Annotated in this window: 17 protein-coding genes; 13 read left to right on the plus strand and 4 right to left on the minus strand. The window is 71.4% G+C overall.

Translation table 11 applies throughout. From position 1 onward, the window contains the following. Positions 1 to 103: 103 nt before the first annotated feature. The 3 genes from Vlu01_RS16575 to Vlu01_RS16585 all read left to right on the plus strand — a co-directional run bounded on the left by Vlu01_RS16575 (position 104) and on the right by Vlu01_RS16585 (position 2,959). Positions 104 to 913: an SDR family oxidoreductase gene (locus tag Vlu01_RS16575; protein WP_204000198.1), complete on the plus strand. Its 810-nt coding sequence runs from the start codon at positions 104 to 106 to the stop codon at positions 911 to 913. Positions 914 to 980: 67 nt separating this feature from the next. Next, complete coding sequence (locus Vlu01_RS16580) at positions 981 to 1,568, plus strand: ArsR/SmtB family transcription factor (protein ID WP_204000201.1); 588 nt, start codon at positions 981 to 983, stop codon at positions 1,566 to 1,568. Next, positions 1,565 to 2,959: an MFS transporter gene (locus Vlu01_RS16585; protein ID WP_204000203.1), complete on the plus strand. Its 1,395-nt coding sequence runs from the start codon at positions 1,565 to 1,567 to the stop codon at positions 2,957 to 2,959. Before Vlu01_RS16580 ends, Vlu01_RS16585 begins: the two co-directional genes overlap by 4 nt. On the opposite strand, the gene Vlu01_RS16590 is transcribed toward Vlu01_RS16585, so the two are convergent. Further along, positions 2,917 to 3,651 (minus strand): GNAT family N-acetyltransferase, encoded by a 735-nt coding sequence (locus Vlu01_RS16590; RefSeq protein ID WP_204000205.1) that lies wholly within the window; start codon positions 3,649 to 3,651, stop codon positions 2,917 to 2,919. The two genes, Vlu01_RS16585 and Vlu01_RS16590, sit on opposite strands and share 43 nt — an antisense overlap. A gap of 170 nt (positions 3,652 to 3,821) precedes the next feature. On the opposite strand from Vlu01_RS16590, the gene Vlu01_RS16595 reads away from it, so the two are divergent. The 8 genes from Vlu01_RS16595 (at position 3,822) to mltG (ending at position 13,881) form a co-directional block, all read left to right on the plus strand. Next, a complete protein-coding gene (locus Vlu01_RS16595) occupies positions 3,822 to 4,031 on the plus strand; it encodes a hypothetical protein (RefSeq protein ID WP_093404409.1) in 210 nt (69 codons plus the stop codon). Positions 4,032 to 4,106: 75 nt separating this feature from the next. After that, positions 4,107 to 5,633 (plus strand): replication-associated recombination protein A, encoded by a 1,527-nt coding sequence (locus Vlu01_RS16600; RefSeq protein ID WP_204000207.1) that lies wholly within the window; start codon positions 4,107 to 4,109, stop codon positions 5,631 to 5,633. 2,255 nt (positions 5,634 to 7,888) lie between these two features. Continuing rightward, entirely contained in the window at positions 7,889 to 8,545 is a 657-nt protein-coding gene (locus tag Vlu01_RS16605) for a hypothetical protein (protein WP_204000426.1), read from the plus strand. A gap of 139 nt (positions 8,546 to 8,684) precedes the next feature. Next, the gene (locus Vlu01_RS16610; protein WP_204000209.1) at positions 8,685 to 9,146 is read left to right on the plus strand and encodes a DUF948 domain-containing protein; all 462 of its coding nucleotides are present in this window, start codon (positions 8,685 to 8,687) and stop codon (positions 9,144 to 9,146) included. A gap of 26 nt (positions 9,147 to 9,172) precedes the next feature. Beyond that, the gene (locus tag Vlu01_RS16615) at positions 9,173 to 9,478 is read left to right on the plus strand and encodes a hypothetical protein (RefSeq protein WP_099846514.1); all 306 of its coding nucleotides are present in this window, start codon (positions 9,173 to 9,175) and stop codon (positions 9,476 to 9,478) included. Then, positions 9,475 to 12,153, plus strand: a complete 2,679-nt coding sequence (alaS, locus tag Vlu01_RS16620; protein ID WP_204000211.1) for an alanine--tRNA ligase — start codon at positions 9,475 to 9,477, stop codon at positions 12,151 to 12,153. Before Vlu01_RS16615 ends, alaS begins: the two co-directional genes overlap by 4 nt. Positions 12,154 to 12,226: 73 nt before the next feature. Beyond that, positions 12,227 to 12,685 carry a Holliday junction resolvase RuvX gene (gene ruvX, locus Vlu01_RS16625; protein ID WP_204000213.1) on the plus strand — a complete coding sequence of 153 codons (459 nt, stop codon included), beginning with the start codon at positions 12,227 to 12,229 and terminating at the stop codon, positions 12,683 to 12,685. Beyond that, positions 12,685 to 13,881 (plus strand): endolytic transglycosylase MltG, encoded by a 1,197-nt coding sequence (gene mltG / locus Vlu01_RS16630; RefSeq protein WP_204000215.1) that lies wholly within the window; start codon positions 12,685 to 12,687, stop codon positions 13,879 to 13,881. The genes ruvX and mltG overlap by 1 nt, the downstream gene beginning before the upstream one ends. A 31-nt stretch (positions 13,882 to 13,912) precedes the next feature. Here mltG and Vlu01_RS16635 read toward each other — a convergent pair whose 3' ends face one another. After that, entirely contained in the window at positions 13,913 to 15,178 is a 1,266-nt protein-coding gene (locus Vlu01_RS16635) for an endo-1,4-beta-xylanase (RefSeq protein WP_204000217.1), read from the minus strand. 45 nt (positions 15,179 to 15,223) lie between these two features. On the opposite strand from Vlu01_RS16635, the gene Vlu01_RS16640 reads away from it, so the two are divergent. Further along, positions 15,224 to 16,087, plus strand: a complete 864-nt coding sequence (locus Vlu01_RS16640) for a shikimate dehydrogenase (protein ID WP_275409356.1) — start codon at positions 15,224 to 15,226, stop codon at positions 16,085 to 16,087. Between the two features lie 57 nt (positions 16,088 to 16,144). Here Vlu01_RS16640 and Vlu01_RS16645 read toward each other — a convergent pair whose 3' ends face one another. Beyond that, positions 16,145 to 17,185, minus strand: a complete 1,041-nt coding sequence (locus Vlu01_RS16645; protein WP_204000219.1) for a hypothetical protein — start codon at positions 17,183 to 17,185, stop codon at positions 16,145 to 16,147. 3 nt (positions 17,186 to 17,188) lie between these two features. After that, a complete protein-coding gene (locus tag Vlu01_RS16650) occupies positions 17,189 to 17,776 on the minus strand; it encodes a hypothetical protein (RefSeq protein ID WP_204000221.1) in 588 nt (195 codons plus the stop codon). A 257-nt stretch (positions 17,777 to 18,033) separates the two neighbouring features. On the opposite strand from Vlu01_RS16650, the gene Vlu01_RS16655 reads away from it, so the two are divergent. Continuing rightward, positions 18,034 to 19,740, plus strand: a complete 1,707-nt coding sequence (locus Vlu01_RS16655; RefSeq protein WP_204000223.1) for a glycosyl hydrolase — start codon at positions 18,034 to 18,036, stop codon at positions 19,738 to 19,740. Positions 19,741 to 19,804 lie beyond the last annotated feature (64 nt).

The raw sequence follows: 19,804 nt of genomic DNA on the forward strand, positions 1-19,804 counted from the left end.
CGCCCTCCGCGTTGATCAAGAAGTTTGCGTCGTGATCGGGGTCTTTCGGTGACGCGAACTTCTTGGTCAACTCTGCGGAACGTGGACGTGGGGGAGGCGGACTGTGCGGGTGTTGGTGGTGGGTGGGAGTGGATTTCTGGGGCGGGAAGTCTGCCGGCAGGGGGTTGCCGCCGGATGGCCGGTGGTGGGGACGTGCCATTCGGGTGACGTCCCGGTGCCGGGCGTCGAGGTGCGTCGGCTGGACGTGACCGATCGGTCCGCGGTGGTGCATCTGGTCGCGGAGGTACGCCCGGACGCCGTGGTCGCCACCTCCTACCGGTACGGCGACTGGGCGGTCACCGCCGACGGGGCGGCCCACGTCGCGCATGCCGCCGCCCGGGTGGGGGCGCGCCTGGTGCACATCTCCAGCGATGCGCTGCACGCCGGGCGACCCGAGGCGTACGCCGACGACGACCCGCCCACGCCGATCTTCCCGTACGGCGCGGCGAAGGCCGCCGCCGAGACGGCGGTGCGGGGGATCGATCCGACCGCCGTGCTGGTGCGTACCTCGCTGATCCTGGGGGAGGGGAGCAAACAGATCCAGCTCTGCCGGGACGCCCTGGCCGGTCGGGCGACCCTGTTCACCGATGAGCGGCGCTGCCCGATCGACGTCGGCGACCTCGCCGCCGCCGTGCTGGAACTGGTGGACTCCGATGTCGCCGGGCCGCTCAACGTGGCGGGTCCCGACGCGGTCAGCCGGGCGGAGCTGGGTCTGCTGGTGGCCCGGCGGGAGGGCATCGACCCGGTAGGCCTGAAGATCACCACCGGGGCCGCCGCCGGTGTGGTGCGCCCCACCGAGGTACGCCTCGACTCCTCCCGTGCTGCCGACCTGCTCCGCATCCGGCTGCGCGGCGTCTCCGAGCTGTTCGCCTGAGTTCACCCGGAGCACCAACCATGCACAGAACTTGTGCAAACAAACTGTGCATAGATATTGTGTATCCATGGAGTCCGCCAGAGCGAAGCCGAGCGTCGTCAACGTCAACGCGGCGCAGATCCGGGCGCTGGCCCATCCGCTGCGCGCTCGGCTGCTCGGTGCGCTCCGCGTGAGCGGGCCGGCCACCGCGACCGACCTCGCCGCCGAGCTGGACACCAACACCGGGGCGACGAGTTACCACCTGCGGCAGCTCGCCGAGGTGGGTTTGGTCGTCGAGGAGCCGGCCGAGGGTGGCGGACGGCGGCGGTTCTGGCGTGCCGCTCATGACGTCAGTTCATGGCAGACGACGGACTTCGAGGACGACCCGGAGGCCCGTGCCGCATCGGACTGGGTGCAGGGCAATCACCTACGACTCATGGCCGAGTTCGCCCAGCGGTGGATCGCCGTGCAGCACGAGCGGCCACGCGAGTGGCGCGAGGCGGTCGACTTCAGCGACGCGCTGCTGACCCTGTCGCCCGCCCAGTTGCGGGCCCTCCACGACGAGCTGTGGGCGGTGCTGAAGCGGTACCGCGACTCCGACGCACCCGCCGAGCCCGACGCCGAGCAGGTCATCCTGTTCATCGCCGGCTTCCCGTACGTGGCGACCGCCCGATGAGTGCCCTCACCGTACGCCAGATCCGGCGTCGGTTCCTGGTCCTGCACGGTCTGCGCTGGCTGCCGACCGGCCTGCTGATCCCGGTGTTCATCCTGCTCATGCAGGAGCGGGGCCTGACGTTGACCCAGATCGGCCTGGCCGTGGCCGCCCAGGGCGTGGTGGTGCTCGCCCTGGAGCTGCCGACCGGTGGGTTCGCCGACGCGTTGGGCCGCAGGCCGGTGCTGGTGGTGGCCAGTGTGATCGGCCTCGCCTCGCTGGCCCTGCTGGTGGTGGCGGACTCGTTCGCCCTGCTGGCGGCGGTCTGGGCCTTGCAGGGTGTGTTCCGTGCCCTGGACAGCGGCCCCCTCGAATCCTGGTACGTCGACAGCACTCTCGCCGTCGACCCGGACGCCGCGTACGAGACGGGGCTCGGTCAGGGCGGCACCGTGCTCGGCCTGAGTATCGCGGCCGGCGCCCTGCTCAGCGGTGGCCTGGTCGCGCTCGGTCCGCTGGGTCCGCTCAGTGCCCTGACCCTGCCGGTGGTGGCCGCCGTGGGCCTACAGGCAGTCGCGCTGGTGGGCCTGCTGACCCTGATGGTGGAACGGCGACCGGCCAACGGGCCTGGTGCGGTGCGGGCGTCGGTCCGCAACGCTCCGCGCATGGTCGGCGAGGCGTTCGGCCTGCTGCGTCGCTCCCGGGTGCTGCTCGCCCTGGTCGCGGTCGAGTTGTTCTGGGGCTTCGGCATGGTCACCTTCGAGAGCCTGCTGCCGGTCCGGCTGGCCGAGGTGATCGGCGACGCCGACCGGGCCGCCGCCCTGCTCGGCCCGGCCAGCACGGTGGCCTGGCTCGCCTCGGCCGGCGGCGCGGCGTTGACCCCGCTGCTCATCCGGTGGCTCGGTGCCGCGCCCGGCGCCGCGCTGCTGCGGATCGTGCAGGGTGTCACCGTGGTCGGGATGGCGTTGCTGGCCGGCCCGGTCGGGGTGCTGATCGCCTTCTTCGCCTGTTACGCCGTACACGGCGCGTCGAATCCGCTGCACATGGGGCTGCTGCACCGGCAGGTCGACGGCCCGTACCGCACCAGCGTGATCTCGGTGAACTCGATGGTCGCCCTGCCGGCCGGCGCGCTCGGCGGCGTGCTGCTCGGCCTCATCGGTGACCGGGCCGGGGTGAGCACGGCGATGCTGGTCGGCGCGGTCGCGCTGGCGGTCGCCGCGCCGCTCTACCTGCCCGCCTGGCGGGCCGACCGGGCCGCCGGTTCGGTCGCCACCGATCAGGCAGGCCGGGCAGGGAGCACCCCGTCCACCGATCGGGCAGAGGGCGGCCCGACCGCGGATCAGTCAGGCCGGGCAGGGAGCGGGCCGTCCGCGGATCAGGCGAAGCGGACCGAGGTGAGCGGGAACATGCCGGTGTAGCCGAGCCGCCGGTAGAGCCGGGCCGCCGCGGTGTTGCTGGGGTAGACGCCCAGCGCGACCATGTCGTACCGGGTCAGCAACGCCCGCGTCATGCCGGCGGTGAGCGCCGCACCCAGACCACGACCCCGGTGCCGCGGCGCCACCGTCAGCCCGGCGAGGAAACCGACCTCGCCCCGGGTCCGGTCGGCGCCGCAGGCGATCAGCTCGTCGCCGTCGCGGATGCCGTACCAGTCGAGCACCTGCGGGTTACCGGGGCGGGCGGTGCTGGTCGGAAACGCCTCGTCGATCAGTGCGTCGAGGGCCGGATGGTCCGCCTCGGTCAGCCGGACCACGCGCTCCTGGCCGGGCTGCCTCGGCGGCGCGCCGGTCGCCCAGAGAAAGTCCCAGTCCTCGTGCTCGGCCACGGCCGGCCAGATCGGCGCGGGATCGGTGCGGGGCAGGTGAACCCAGCGTCCGGCGGCGAACCGCCGCTGCGCTGCCAACTCGCTGACCAGGTCGATCGCCGTGGCCGGCGCTCCGATCACGCCACCGATCGGCCCGATCTCGCCGGCGAGGAGCCAACACACGGCGTCGGCACGTCGCCAGCCCCGCGCCGGCTCATGACGGGGCAGCGAGTGCCGGACGAACGGGTGGTGGCCCGTGGCGGCCAGGACGGCGTCCCGCCCGTCAAGGACCTCGTCGGCGATGATCATGTCATCAGCGTAGGCCCTGCCCTGTGGATCACGCCGGTGGTCGCCGCAGCCGATGAGGGTCGACAGAACCGGGCCCCGGGCAGGCCAGGTGATCCACCGTGGAGATTGGCGAGCCGACCGATCGGGTACATCCCGCGCCGACCTACTGGCACCCCCACCGGAGGAACGTCATGCTCGCCATCGCCGCAGCCGTGGTTTTCGGCTTCGCCCTCTTGCTCGACCTGCTGGACACCAAACTCGGTGCCCCGGATCTCTTCAACTGGAACACCCTGGTTCTGATCGGTCTGCTGCTGCTCTCGCTCTACCTGGCCGGTGTCGGCCGTGGCCCGGGCGGCGGAGGTGGTCGCTGGTACCGGGGCCGTCGGCCGGGACGTGGCTGACCGGAAACGATCATCCCGGGCTCGGCTGGCGGCGCGATTCCGGCCTTGCCAGCCGAGCCCGGTACTGTTCTCGTGATGGAGTCCGACGCCCTCTTCACCCTCGGTGAACCCGCCGCAGCACCCCGTGCGCAGGCGGGTTCCGGTGGTGTCGGCGGCTTCACCCCGGTCGGGTCGGACGCGCCGCTGCCGGTCCGGATGCGCCCGGCCGATCTGGACGAGTTGGTCGGTCAGGAGCACCTGCTCAGCCCGGGTGCGCCCCTGCGGCAGCTGGTGGTCGGCAACGCGCCGATGTCGGTCATCCTGTGGGGGCCGCCGGGCAGTGGCAAGACCACGATCGCCCATCTCGTCGCCGCCGCCACGGACCGACGGTTCGTCGCCATGTCCGCGCTGACCGCCGGGGTGAAGGACGTCCGTGCGGTGATCGACACGGCCCGGCGACAGCGACGCTCGGGTGGCCCGCCCACGGTGCTCTTCATCGACGAGGTGCACAGGTTCAGCAAGACCCAGCAGGACTCGCTGCTCGCCGCCGTGGAGGACCGCACGGTCACGCTGCTGGCGGCCACCACCGAGAACCCGTACTTCTCGGTCATCTCCCCGCTGCTCTCCCGTTGTGTGCTGCTCACTCTGCGACCCCTCGACGACGAGGCGGTGCGCGGGTTGTTGCGCCGCGCGCTGGTCGACGAGCGTGGCCTGGCCGGGGCGCTCACCCTCGCGTCCGAGGCCGAGGAGCACCTGGTCCGGTTGGCCGGCGGGGACGTCCGCAAGGCGCTGACGGCGTTGGAGGCGGCGGCCGCCTCGACGACCGCGCTGGGCAAGGACCAGATCGACCTGGCCACCGCCGAACGTGCGGTGGACACCGCGGCCGTCCGCTACGACCGGGCGGGGGACGCCCACTACGACGTCACCAGTGCCTTCATCAAGAGCATGCGTGGTTCCGACGTGGACGCCGCGCTGCACTGGCTGGCCCGGATGCTGGTCGCTGGTGAGGACGCCAGATTCATCGCCCGGCGGTTGGTCATCTTCGCCAGCGAGGACGTCGGCATGGCCGACCCGGGCGCGCTCGGTGTGGCGACCGCTGCGGCTCACGCCGTGGAGTACGTCGGCTTGCCCGAGGCGCAGCTCAATCTGGCCCAGGCCGTGATCCACCTGGCCACCGCGCCCAAGTCCAACTCGGCGACCACCGCCATCGGGGCGGCGATCGCCGACGTGCGGGCCGGACGGGGTGGGGCGGTGCCCCGGGGTCTGCGCGATGCCCACTACTCCGGTGCCCGGGGCCTCGGGCACGGCATCGGCTACCGCTACCCGCACGACGACCAGCGGGGCGTGGTCACCCAGCAGTACGTGCCCGACGACCTGGTCGGCACCGACTACTACCGGCCGAGCCAGCACGGTGCGGAGCGATCGGTGGCCGGCCGGCTGCCGTTGCTGCGCCGGATCGTCCGCGGGCTGCCCACCCCTGCCCGCACGGACGAGCCGGCGAAGGGCGGTCGGCCGGACACGCCGACATCGTCCGGGGGAGACGACGGAGACCGTCGTACGGCCCCGGACGCCCAGGTGGCCGAAGAGGTCGGCGCGAGCGCCGACGGGAGGGGTCAACAGTGAATTCGTCGGACCGACCGGACGAAGGCCCGGACGCGCGACGCGGCAAGGGCCGGCGCTGGGGTCGGGGCAGATCCGAGCCCGCCCCGGAGGAACCGGGTGCCGGCGAGGATCTCGGCTGGATCGACGACCTGCGGTCGGCCAAGCAGCAACGTGGCGAGCTGGGCCCCGACGGCGTGGCCGTCGAGCCGCCCGCCGGAGCGCGGAGCGGGCCGGTGCGTCCCGGTCAGGAGCCGCCTGTACGACCCGGTCCAGTACCGGGCAGTCTTCCCGGGCCGGACGGGCCGGTACCGCCCGGACGCGGACCGGCCGAACCGCCACGAACGCGTCCGGTCGGCGGTCCCTGGCCGGGCACCCCGGTTACCCGGCCGCCTGCCGGCCCGCCACCCGTCGGACGGGAACGACCACCGACGCCCCCGCCGTCGCCGGCCAGTGGCCGCCACGAGCCCGGTGCGCCGAACAACCCGCCGGCAGGCTGGCCACCGCAGCCCGGTGTCGCCGGGCCGACCGCCCGGCGACCACATCCCGGTGAGCCGGTTCCGGGTGGCCCGACCGGACCAGTTCCGGAGGCCGGCCCGGTATCCGGTGCGCCGAACGGCCCCGGTCGGCCGGTGTCAGGTGCGCCCGTAGGGCCCGGATCGGGCCCACCCGGGCAGCGTCGAATCCCCGGGCTGGGCCGACCTCGGGTGGCCGACGCTCCGGTAGGAGCACCCCCACCCGGTGGTCCGGACCCGACGCCCCCGCTGGCCGCCCGACGCGCCGCACCGGATCCCGTCGGTCCGCGGGGTTCCGAGCGGCCCGGACCGGCCACCACCCCCGGTTCGGGGGCGCCAGGCATGATGCCCGCCGCCGGTCGGCCGGGCGCCGCTCCGGCCGATGGTCAGCGCGCCGGTCGGCGGCGGGCCGCCGAGCCGGAGCAGCAGCGGCCCGTGGTGCCGCTGTCCGGCAACGCGCCACCGATCCCCGGCGTACCCTCCGGCCCCCCGACCGCTGGACCCACTCGTACCGCACCCACCGGGCGGAGCGAGCCGGTCGTTCCGACGGCTGCGGACCGGGATCGCCGGGTCGCGTCCGGTCCTGCCGGTCCGGACGCAACCGCCGACGCGACGTCCGGTCGTCGAACGGTCCCCGCACCGCCGCCGTTCGGTCAGCGGCCCGCGGACGGGCCGGTCGAGCCGCCGCGGGGACGCCGCACGGCCGATGCGGACGACGCACCACCTCGGGGCCGGCGTCCCGCAGACGAGGAGCCGTCCGGACGGCACGGGGTGGCCGGTGCCGGCACCCAGACGCCTCCCGCCGGTCGGCCGGGCGAGGGCAGGGCCGGACGGCCGGAGCGGCCGGCCGACTGGCTCCGGCAGGCCGGACGGCCGCACCACACGGACCCGGCGTTGCCGACGATCAGCAAGCGACCCGCCGCACCGCCCGGCGCGCCGTCCGGACGTGTGGTCGGCACTGCCTCCGGCGGTACGCCGACGGTCGGCGAGCGACGTGGCGTGGACGCCGCCGGCCCGCCCGGTCGGGCGGGAGTCGCACCGACCGACGGACGCGGTGTCGAGCCGGGCCCGGAACGTCCGGGCGTCGGCCCCGCCCGCCGCGCCGACGGGCCACCCACCGGCCGTGGCCGTACCACTCCCATACCGGGCCAGGCACCCGTGGCGGGTGGACCCGAGCCGACCGGACGGGCCGGCGCCCTGCCGCGGATCGGCGGCACCGGTCCGGTCGCCCGACCCGACGGCCCACCCGGTGGCCCGCCGCGTGGTGCGGCGCGGCCTGACGGTGTGCCTGCGGTGCCGCCGCGTGGTGCGGCGCGGCCTGACGGTGTGCCTGCGGTGCCGCCGCGTGGTGCGGCGCGGCCTGACGGCGCGCCCGCTCGTCCGGGTGGACCGCCGCCGGGACCTGCCCGTGGCGCGGTCCGGCCGGACGCTGGCCCACAGCGGCCGGACGCCGGCCCGCCCGCCGACATCGCCCGGGGCGTCCCCACCGGACCAGCCGGTTCGCCGGTCACGGCTCGGGCGGGCGCGCCGGTGCGTCCGGAGGACCGGCTCACCGGCCGGGCGGCCCCGCCGCATCGGAACCCGGCGCGCCCGGAACCCTCCGGTGTGCCACCGGTGCCCGCGACGCCGGCCGGCGAGGCTCCGGCGGTGGCCCGCGCGGCTGCCGTGGCACCGGTCGACCGGGCCGGGCCGAGGCCCGGGGAGCCGGTGGTGCGACGTCCCGACGCCCCGGGCCTCGGCGAGGTCGACCGTTCCGAAGGCGACCTGTCCGGCGACGGCGAGCCGCGCCGGCAGACGCCGGACAACGTGCGCCTGCGCACCGCCGTCCTGGTCCTGGCCAGCGTGCTTCTGCTCGGTGTGCTCCCGGCGATCTTCGGGGTGCAGACCATGAACCGGGACCCGGTCTTCGCCTCGCTGGACAAACTGGAGGTGCCGTCCTGGGCCTCGGTCGACCCGGTCGATGACGTCAGCGGCAGCCAGTGGTGCCTGCTCGACTGCCGGTTGCGGGAACGCACCGCCACTTCCGACCGCTCGCCGGACGAGACCGCCCAGGCGTACGAGGCCGCGCTGAGCCGCGACGGTTGGCAGCGGTGGACGCCCAACTACTGCCCGGAGCAGGAGGAAAAGGGCAGTTACACCTGCTGGCGGCTGGACGAACTCACCCTCGACCTGTGGGTACGGGAACGGACCTGCGTGCCGCCACCCGTGGACGGCGAACCCGCGGTGGTACCGGCTCCCGACCCGTCCACCGCAGCAGAGGCCTGCCCCGGTTCGTTGGTGTCGGTGAAGGTGCGCAACGCCATCGACGACGAGCGGACGCGGCCACAGCCGAGCACCGATCCGTCGCTGACCGGCGAGGATCCCTTCCCGACACTCACCGAGGACCCGTTGGGTGACCTGACGCCGTCACCACCGTCCTGAGCCGATCGTCATCACGGACGGTAGGGTCAGGTGCTGGTGGTGACCGGTCGTCGGCCGGGCACTCGACGTTGGCGTGGGCGAGACGGTCGTGCGGCTCGGGGACCTTGCGCCCCGAAAACACTGTTCGAGGAGGACTGGCGTGGGCTTTTTGGAGGTCGCGGCACTGATCGCGGCGATCGCGTTCGCGATGCTGGTGCTGATCCTGATGCTGCCCATCCTGCGGCTGCGGCATACCGTGGACGCCGCCACCCGCATGATCAATGACATCAACGACCGGACGGGGCCCCTGCTTGGCGACGTCAACACCACGGTCCGCAACGTCAACGTGACGTTGGAGCAGGTGCAGACCTCCCTCGACGGTGTGAACCTCCAACTGGCCAAGGTCGACACCATGACCAGCCACGCGCAGAACATCAGCGCCAACGTCGCCAACCTGGTCACCGTGGTTTCCGCGGCCGCGGCCAACCCGCTGGTCAAGGTGGCCGCGTTCGGCTACGGCGTGCGCAAGGCCGCCGCCACCCGCCGGCACGCCGAGACTGAGCGCGAGGTGCGGGACACCATCAAGGCTCAGCGACGCGCCGCCCGGCGCGGGAACCGCTGAACCCGACGGCACCGGGAGGTACGAGCATGAGGCGCCTTTTCTGGCTGGGGATCGGACTGGCTGTCGGTGTCGTGGTGGTACGCAAGGCGACCCGCGCCGCGCACGCGTACACCCCGGCCGGTATCGCCGACAACCTGTCGCAATCCGCTGGCGGGCTGGTCGAGGAACTGCGTAGCTTCGTGGCGGACGTACGTGCCGGGATGGCCGAGCGGGAGCACGAGATCCACGAGGCGTTCGCCCAGGGCGAGGCGTTCGACGACCAGTTCGCCGAGCTGCGGGAGGACCCGCGGATCGGTGACCGAGAGATCTTTCCGGAGGAACACCAGCGATGAAGACGGCGGAGATCAAGCGGCGGTATCTCGCCCATTTCGAGGCGAACGGTCACACCGTGGTGCCGTCCGCTCCGCTGCCCGCCATCAGCGACCCGAACCTGCTGTTCGTCAACGCCGGCATGGTGCAGTTCGTTCCCTACTTCCTGGGTCAGCAGACGCCGCCCTACCGGCGCGCGGTCAGTGTGCAGAAGTGCATCCGGACGCCGGACATCGACGAGGTCGGCAAGACCAGCCGGCACGGGACGTTCTTCCAGATGAACGGGAACTTCTCGTTCGGTGACTACTTCAAGGACAACGCGATCCCGCTCGCCTGGGACCTGGCCACCAAGTCCGTGGACGCCGGCGGGTTCGGGCTGGACCCGGAGCGGATCTGGGCGACGGTCTACCTCGACGACGACGAGGCGTACGAGATCTGGCGTCGTACCGGGGTGCCCGAGGAGCGCATCGTGCGCCGGGGCAAGAAGGACAACTTCTGGTCCATGGGCATTCCCGGCCCGTGTGGCCCGTGCTCGGAGCTGTACTACGACCGGGGTCCGGCCTACGGCGCCGAGGGCGGCCCGGAGGTCGACGAGGACCGGTACCTGGAGTTCTGGAACCTCGTGTTCATGCAGTACGAGCGGGGTCCGGGCACCGACAAGGAGAACTTCCCGATCCTGGGTGAGCTGCCGGCGAAGAACATCGACACCGGCATGGGCCTGGAGCGGATGGCGTCGATCCTGCAGGGGGTCGACAATCTCTACGAGATCGACGAGGTCCGGCCGATCCTGGACCGGGCGGCGGAGTTGACCGGCAAGCGGTACGGCGCGCAGTCCGGTCAGGCCGCCAACCAGTCCCACCCGGACGACGTGCGGTTGCGGGTGATCGCCGACCACGTGCGTACCGCGTTGATGCTCATCGGTGACGGGGTGACCCCGTCCAACGAGGGCCGTGGGTACGTGCTGCGGCGGATCATGCGCCGGGCGATCCGGGCGGTGCGGCTGCTCGGCTGGCAGGAGCGGGCCCTGCCCGAGTTGCTTCCGGTGGCGCGGGACTGCATGGCCCCGTCGTACCCGGAGTTGGCGGCGGACTTCGACCGCATCTCGGCGTACGCGTACGCCGAGGAGGACGCCTTCCTGGCCACGTTGCGGGCCGGCACCACGATCCTGGACACCGCGATCACCGAGACGAAGTCGGCGGGCAAGCCGGCGCTCTCCGGTGACAAGGCGTTCCAGTTGCACGACACCTACGGCTTCCCGATCGACCTGACCCTGGAGATCGCCGCCGAGCAGGGGCTGAAGGTCGACCAGGAGGGTTTTCGCCGGTTGATGGCCGACCAGCGGGCCCGCGCCAAGGCCGACGCGCAGGCGCGCAAGACCGGGCACACCGACCTGTCGGCGTACCGGTCGGTGCTCGACGCGGGCGGTCCGGTGACGTTCACCGGCTACACCGAGGTGGCCCGGGAGTCGACGGTTCGCGCGGTGCTCGGCACCGACGGCCCACGGACGGCGGCGGTCGAGGGCGACACGATCGAGCTGGTGCTCGACACCACCCCGTTCTACGCGGAGGGCGGTGGCCAGCAGCCCGACCTAGGCATGATCACTGTCGGTGGGGGGCAGGTCGAGGTCCTCGACGTGCAGCAGCCGGTCCCCGGCCTGATCGTGCACCGGGCCCGGGTGCTGCGGGGCGAGGTGCGGGCGGGAGAGACCGGTTACGCCGAGATCGACACCAGCCGGCGGCGGGCCATCTCCCGATCCCACACCGCGACCCACCTGGTGCACCAGACGATGCGCAACTTCCTCGGCGAGTCCGCCACCCAGGCCGGCTCGCTGAACGCCCCGGGTCGGCTCCGGTTCGACTTCAACACCGCCACCGGCGTCGCTCCGAGCGTGCTGCGGGACGTGGAGCAGCAGGTCAACGAGGTGCTCCTGGCTGACCTGGAGGTGCACGCCTTCGTCACCTCGCTGGACGAGGCACGACGGATCGGCGCCATGGCGCTCTTCGGCGAGAAGTACGGCGAGCAGGTCCGGGTGGTCGAGGTCGGTGACTACGCCCGCGAACTCTGCGGCGGCACCCACGTGGCCCGCTCCGGCCAGCTCGGCCTGGTAAAGATCCTTTCCGAGTCGTCCATCGGGTCCGGCGTACGCCGGGTCGAGGCGCTCGTCGGCATGGACGCGTTCAACTTCCTGGCCCGCGAGCACCTGCTGGTGGCCCGCCTCGCCGAGCTGTACCGGGTCCCCTCCGAGCAGGTCGCCGATCGGGTCGAGCAGACCGTCACCCAGCTGCGCGACGCGGAGAAGGAGCTGGAGAAGCTGCGTGCGCAGCTGGTGCTCGGTGGTGCGGCGGCGCTCGCCGCTCAGGCCAAGGACGTGCGTGGCGTCGCCTACGTGGGCACCGAGGCGCCCGAGGGCGCGGCCGGCAACGACGTACGCACCCTCGCCCAGGAGATCCGGGGCCGGATCGACGCGTCGCGGCCGGGAGTGGTCGCGGTGGCCGCCCGGGCCAACGGCAAGGCGTCGCTGGTGGTAGCGGTGAACCCGGCCGCCCGCAGTCGTGGCATCGCCGCGAACGACCTGGTCAGAGCCGCGTTCTCCGGTCGGGGCGGCGGTAGCCCGGAGCTGGCCCAGGGCGGCGGGCTGCCCGAGTCGGAGGTGCCGCGACTGCTGCTCACGGTCGAGAAGGCGCTCGCCGACGCGTGAGTCGTCAGCGCAGCGGATCAGGGCGGGCCGGGGCGGCCCGCCCTGCGGCGTCTGTCGGGGGAGGTGACACGGCGTGAGTGAGCTGACCCGGGGAGTACGCCTGGGAGTGGACGTCGGGCAGGTCCGGATCGGGGTCTCCCGGTCCGATCCGCACGGCATCCTGGCCACCCCGCTGGTCACCCTCGCGCGGGAACAAAAGCCCAGGCCAGGGGCGGTACCGTCGGATCTCACCGAACTCACCGCGCTGGTCGCCGAACACGAGGCCGTCGAGGTGGTGGTGGGCCTGCCGGTGAACCTCGCCGGCAAACTTGGCCCCGCAGCCGAACAGGTGAAGGCGTACGCTCAACTACTGGCCGACGTGATAAGTCCTGTCCCGGTGACGCTCACCGACGAGAGGATGTCCACGGTCGTGGCGAGTCGTAGGCTTGCCGAGCGAGGTGTCCGGGGGAGAAGACAACGTGCGGTGGTCGACCAGGCCGCCGCGGTGGAAATTCTGCAGAGCTGGCTGGATGCGCAGCGGAGGCGGACGTAATGATGGACGATCTGGACCTCGGGTTCGATGAGCAGGAGCGGGGGGAGAAGGGCAAACACCGCCGGGGGCGCCGCAAGGGTGGTCGGTCCGGTGGCGGACGGGGCAAGACCGTCCTGGCCCTGCTGCTCGCCGTGGTGCTGCTCGGCGGCATCGGCGGGGGCGCCTTCTACGGCTTCGACCGGATCCAGAGCTACTTCGTCACGCCCGACTACGACGGCGGGGGCACCGAGGACGTGACCGTCCAGATCCCGCAGGGCGCGTTCCTCGCCGACATGGCCGTGGCGCTCTACGACGCCGGTGTGGTCAAGAGCACCAAGGCGTTCATCGAGGCGGCCAACGACAACTCCCGCAGCCGCAACATCCAACCCGGCACCTACAAGCTGCGTAAGCAGATGAGCGGCGAGCTGGCCCTGAACGCGATGCTGGACCCGCAGAACCGGGTCGTCAACGGGCTCACCATCCCCGAGGGGCGCACCGCGAAGAGCATCTTCAAGCTGCTCAGCGATCACACCGAGATTCCGGTCAAGGAGTTCGAGGCCGCCGCGAAGAACCCGGAGAAGCTCGGCGTGCCGGACTGGTGGTTCAAGCGCACCGACGGCAAGAAGCCCAAGAAGTCGATCGAGGGCTTCCTCTTTCCGGACACCTACGAGATCCCGCCGGACGCCACCGCCAAGGAGATCCTTGAGCAGATGGTCGACCACTTCCTCACCGTCACCGGTGAGATGGAGTTCGCCGACCGGGTGCAGAAGGAACGCGGCGGGATCAGCCCGTACGAGGCGCTGATCGTGGCGTCGCTCGCCCAGGCCGAGGCCGGCACCAAGAAGGATCTCGGCAAGGTCGCCCGGGTCGCCTACAACCGGGCCTACTCCGGCACCTTCGACTGCGGCTGCCTGGAGATGGACGTCACGGTCAACTACTACCTGGAGTTGACCGGGCAGAAGACGAAGACGTCGGCCGAGATGACCCGGGACGAGCTGCTCGACACCAAGAACCCGTACAGCCGCAAGCTGCGCGGCATGATCCCCACCCCGATCAACAACCCCGGCAAGGACGCCCTCGAGGGGGCCATGGATCCGCCGAACGGAGACTGGCTCTTCTTCGTGGCGATCGACAAGGAAGGCAACTCCGCCTTCGCCGAGACCTACCAGGATCACCTGAAGAACGAGGCCAAGGCCCGGGAGGCCGGCATCATCTGACCGGTTACGGCACTCCCGGGCCCGGGTCGGGTCAGGCCAGGTCGACCGTCGCGGTGGGGTTGGCGGCGTCGATGGTGAAGCGCGCGGTGCGGTCGCCGGCGGTGACGGTGTAGTCGCCGAGGAAACCCGCGACGGTGACGGTGCCGTCCGCGTCGGTGCGCAGCTCCGTCGGCGGCAGCCACCACTCGCCCTTGACGAGCGCTTTCAGGGCGTCGTACGACGGCTTGGGGCTGCCGTCCGCGCGGACCAGCCCGGCGGGCGCGCCGAGCCACGCTCCGTGGTCGGTGATCCCCCAGTAGTTGATGGCCTGGACCGACGGGTGGGCGAGCAGCAGCCGGTAGTGCCGCTCGATCTCCTCGGCCTGCCGGGCCTCACCCTCCGGGGTGCTCGGCCAGTGCGGGATCTGGTAGTCGTTGAGATCCACGATCTCGGGCGGCATGAGGTGACCGGAGACCAGCGTCGTCTCGGTCAGGTGCAGCGGCAGCCCGTACCTGGCGAACCGGTCGAGCATCTGCTGCATGTACTCCTCGCCGCGGTAGCCCTGGTGCATGTGGGTCTGCAGGCCGATCGCGTCGATGCGTACGCCCGCTTCGAGGACCCCCTCGATCAGGCACTCGTAGGCCGAGCTGAGGTCGAAGTCGTTGAGCACCAGGGTGGCCGCCGGGTTGGCCGCCCGGGCCTCCTCGAACGCCAGCCGCACCATGTGGATGCGCCCCCGCGCCCGGGCCAGCGGCGTGATCGCGTTGTCGCCGTTGTCGAAGACGGGCATGATGACGGCCTCGTTGATCGCGTCCCAGGTGTCGATGAGGCCGGCGAACCCGCCGACCAGGTCGCGGATCCGGGCCCGCAGCAGTCGCTCGACCTCGTCGAGATCCTCCTCAAGCAGCCACGAGGGCTGCACGGTGTGCCAGACCAGCGGGTGTCCCTTGACGGTGACGCCGCGCTCGGCCAGCCAGCGCGCGGTGGCGGTGAGCCGTTCGGTGTCGGGTGCGCCGCGTCGCGGCTCGTAGCGGCCCCAGTAGAACGGCAGGGTGGCGGTGTTGAACACGTCCAGCCACAGCTCACCGAGCCGGTCCAGGTCCAGACGATCGGTGCCACCGAAGCTCTCGACATCGGTGCTGCCCTCCGGGCCGGGGCCCCCGACCAGGTCGACGAAGTCGAAGCCGATGTTGCCGAAGGCGAAGGCGTGCCGGTCCTGGGCGACCGTCACCACCTGGTCGGTGAGCGGCTGCCGGTCGGGGCCCTGGACGGTGAGGGTGATCTCGCCCTTGCGGTGCCGCAGACTGCTGTCAGACATTGTTGGATGTTAGGCGACGGATCTGTCTGCTGGTGAGGAGCGACGTTGACCGGGTCAGTACGTGAGGGGTCGGTGCAGCGGGCGGCGGTGCTGGGTAAGCCGATCGCGCATTCGCTCTCGCCGGTGATCCACAACGCGGGTTACGCCGCCGCCGGCCTGACCGGGTGGTCGTACACCCGGATCGAGTGCGCGGCGGCGGAGCTGCCGGCCCTGGTGGCCGGCCTGGGCCCGGAGTGGGCGGGGTTGTCGGTGACCATGCCGGGCAAGGAGGCGGCGCTCACGGTGGCCGCCGAGGTCTCGCCGGTCGCCGCCGCCGTGGGCGCGGCCAACACGTTGGTACGCCGTCCGGACGGCTCCTGGTACGCCGACAACACCGACGTCACCGGCATGGTCGAGGTGCTGACCGAGGCGGGCGTACGCCCCGGTGCCACCGTCACCGTGCTCGGCGCGGGCGGTACCGCGCGGGCGGCCCTCGCGGCGGCGGCCCGGCTGGACGCGGCCGGGGTGACCGTCATCGCCCGTCGCCCGGCGGCGCTCGCCGAACTGGAACCGGTCGCAGCCGCGCTCGGCGTGACGATGACCAGCGTGCCGTGGCCGCAGGCGTCTGCGCGGTTCGAGTTGTCGCCACTGGCCGGCACCGACGTGGTGGTCAGCACGGTGCCGAAGGGCGCCGCCGACGAGGTGGCCGACAGCGTGCGCTGGCGAGCGGGAACGGTGGTCTTCGACGCCATCTACGACCCGTGGCCGACTCCGCTTGCCGCTTCAGCCGCGGCTGCCGGTTGCCTAATCGTCTCCGGCCTGGACCTGCTTCTCGCCCAGGCGATCGGCCAGTTCGAGCAGTTCACCGGCGTTCCCGCTCCCCGGCCGGCGATGTCCGCCGCCCTCGCCGCCGCCTGCGCGGGCGGCTGAGCGGAGGTCGAGCGCCCGATGGGCCTCGCGGTCCCGCAGCGTGACAAGCGGCGGGCGTCACGCCGGTCGCCATCCCTGGCGGGTTCGTCGGGCCCGGTTGAGCAGAACGAGCGCTACACCGGTGATGCCGACCGCACCGGCGATGCCGAGCAGCAGCGGCAGGTGTGAGCTGATCGTGGCGGGCAAGCCCCAGGCTCCCTGGTTGTCGGGGAACGTCAAGGTGCCGGTGAAGGTACGCCGGATGCGTCCGCTGGTGAGGGTGAGTTTGGCGTGCCACGGCCCGTTGGACAGCTGTTCGTCGATTTCGACGATCACCTGGCCGACCCCGCCGGGCATGAGCGTGGCTCGCTGCCGCACCTCGAAGGGGCCGGCGTTGATCTTGCCCTTCGTGTCGGAAAGCCACAACTGGCCGTCGATGTCGAGGGCCCGCTCTCCGGTGTTGCGCACGTCCGCTCGGACGATCGGGTGTCCGTCTTCGGTTCGGCCGGGGACAAGCCGCTCGATCATGAAGTCGGACGGGGGGTCGCCACCAGGTCCGACATCGAGATAGATCCGAACGCCGACACCGTTGACGATCTGCACATTGCCGGCGGTGCCGGGAGTGGGTGAAGCGATCGAGGCGACGAGGACGCCATAGCGCTCGCCTCGGGGAGCGGCCGAGGGCACGGCGATGGTGGCGGTGAGTTCGACGCGGCTGTGTGGCGGGATGACCAGGTCGGGTCGATCGACGGTGATCCAGGTGGGCAGTTCGTTGGCATCGGGGTCCGCCGACGGCACGAAGGTGTTGTCCCGGATTTCCGCTGTCGAGACCCGTAGGAGCACCTTCTGTGTGGCGCGCGAGTTGTTGGACACCGCGAAGCGGCGGGTGATTGTCGTGCCCGGGTTGACATGGTCGACTATGTACAACTGGGCGCGGGGATCATCGCGGCGGTTCGACGAGACCTCGAGCAGTCTGATGCCGAGGGTGTCGTTGTCCGCCCGGTGGCCCGGACGCGACGCGTCCGGGCCACCTGCCGCCGCCGCGGTTCCGACGAGCGCGGTGATGAGAAGGAGCGCTGTGAGCCCGGCGCGGCGGGCCAGACCGGATCGTGCTGCCATGCGTCAGGCGACGGTGTGGCTGATGGTCCCGGTGTAGGTACCTGCCACCTTGCTCAGGCCGATCTCGGCGGTCAACGACGGCTCCCAGGTGGCGGAGTTGTTGCCGCTGCCACCGGTGTGGCTGAACGCCGTGGGTGTGCCGTCGATGGTGGTGCCGGCTGCCGGTGGCGGTGGCGCGAAGACACCGGGTTGCCCGGGGGTGAAGGTTCCGTCACCTTCGGTCGTGGTGGCGTTGCCGGAGAAGTAGTAGATGTCGCCGGTGGAAATGGTCTCCGGTGCGGTCGCGCCGCCGGTGGTGAAGTCAGCGCCGGCGACGGTCACCGTCCAGGTGGGGGTGAGTGAGGCCCGGGCGTCCGTGACTGTCACGGCGCCGAGGGAGCCGTAGGCGTAACCACCGGGAGTTCCATCGTTGGCGAGATCCGCGGTGTCCGGAACAGTGATCTCCAGATCGCCTGCCGTCACGTCGAAGGTGGTGGTGGTCTCGCAGGCGGTGTCCTCGGGGCAGGTGTCCGCCTGCGCGGGTGCCGCGTTCAGCAACCCCGCTGCCAGGGCCACCGTACCGACGAGTGCGATGCTGAGCTTCTTTGTCACCTGACAACCTCCCAAGTGCCGTGAACGATGTCAACTCAGGGTAATTGTCGGTTATGTCGCATTACTGCATGTCTGGCACCTTGTTCCCCTTTTGGGGGAGGTGGATCGCCTCGTGCCGCTGCCGCCGCCCAGTGGCGAGCCTCAACGTCGGCTTAGCCGAGTTTTAAGACGCGCTTAGGTCCGGTTGTCATCCGCACGCTCTGTTGTGTACGCGGATACGCTGCTCAGCGTTGTTGCCGTAGACACGAGGAGTATCCGTGGCCAGTCGCGGACTGCACCGCATGATCCCGCACCGCCGCCCACGGCGTAAGGCCATGGTGCTCGGCGTCATCGGCACCACGGTGGTGCTGGGGCTCGGCGCGACCATGGTGCCGCTGCTCGCCGATGACGACCTGTCGATTCCGGTGGTGGCCGACACCACCGCCACGATGGTGCCGCAGGACGGCGACAACAGCGTCAAGACGACGCTCGCGACCTGTCCCGCGCCCTGCGACGGCAACCCGCGTGGCGCCCGGGAGGCGGTGCTCACCTTCCTGGTCACCACGCTGCCGGCGAACGCGGTGAACGTACGGGCCACGCTGCGGGTGCACGCCTGGCAGAAGTTCGACGCGACGGTGACCGCGCACGAGTCCCGGCTGGACGCCCGGGCGGCCCGTCCGGCGCCCTCGCCGCTGGGCGCGGCGCTGGACACGGTCACCGGCGTCGCCAAGGGATTCAACGAGTGGGACGTCTCGGGGCTGGTCACCGGTAACGGCATCTGGACCCTGTCGCTGGCGCAGGCCGGGCTGGGCAGCCGCATCTACTGGGCCTCAGGTGAGAACCGCAGCGCCGACCTGCGTCCGCGCCTCGCGCTCAGCTACGGCGTGGGTGCCCGTCCACCGTCGTCCGCCTCGCCCAGCGTCTCGCCGACGCCGTCGGCCTCGCCCAGCCGCCCTCCGGCCTCGCCGAGTGTTTCGCCCAGCGTGAGCCCGTCATCCGCCCGGCCCAGCCCCACGTCCCCGCCGCCGCCGGTGTCGGACAAGTGTGGAACGGTCTCGGCGAAGCTGGTCCCGGCCTGCGGGGCATGGTGGGGGATGTACTCGCCGTCCAGCGCGTCCACCGGGTGGGACCACGGTAAGTCGATCACTGATGTGGAGAAACAGGTCGGTCGACAGTTCGACATCGTCCACCGCTACCACGACTTCTCGAACACCGGCAGCAACGGCGCCTTCCCCGACGCCTTCCAGCAGCAGCAGATGCGCGACGGGCGGCTCATGTTCTTCGCCTGGGAGAGCCGGATCTTCTCGTCCGGCACCGTGCTGACCTGGAAGGACGTCTACAGCGGGCGGTACGACTCGACGATCGACGCGGTTGCCGGCCGGATCCGTGCGATCGGTCAACCGGTCTTCATCGGGTTCGACCACGAGCCGGAGGACGAGCCGGCCAAGGGTAGCGACGCGGAATTCGTCCGGGCCTGGCGGTACATCCACGACCGGTTCGCCAACGCCAAGGCCGACAACGCGGTCTGGGTGTGGACGATGATGGGCTGGTCCGGTCACTACGACCGGTACGCCGGGCTCTACCCCGGTGACAGCTACGTCGACTGGGTGGCGTGGGATCCGTACAACTTCCACGTCTGCAACGGCAGCACCCTGTGGAAGAGTCCCAGCACCACCATCGGCTCCTTCTACCGGTGGCTCGACGAGAACGGCATCGGCACCGGCAAGCCACGCATGCTTGCCGAGTTCGGCACCAACATGGACGCCTCCGACCCGAACGCGAAGCGGCGCTGGTTCGAGGAGTTCCCGGCGGCACTGAAGGCCCACCCAAAGATCAAGGCAGCGATCTACTTCAACTCGGCGGGAATGACGAAAACGACGAACACCTGCAACATGATGATGAATCAGGATGCGGCCTCGGTGGCCGGATTCGCTGCGGCGGGACGCGACAGCTACCTACGGCAGCCGACCGGAGGGAGCCGCTGAACGGGGTGAGCCGAGCCACAGAAACGGGCCCCCGCAACGGCTGTCGGAAATCCGACTCTCACTG

The organism is Micromonospora lutea (assembly GCF_016863535.1).
Lineage (GTDB): Bacteria > Actinomycetota > Actinomycetes > Mycobacteriales > Micromonosporaceae > Micromonospora > Micromonospora lutea.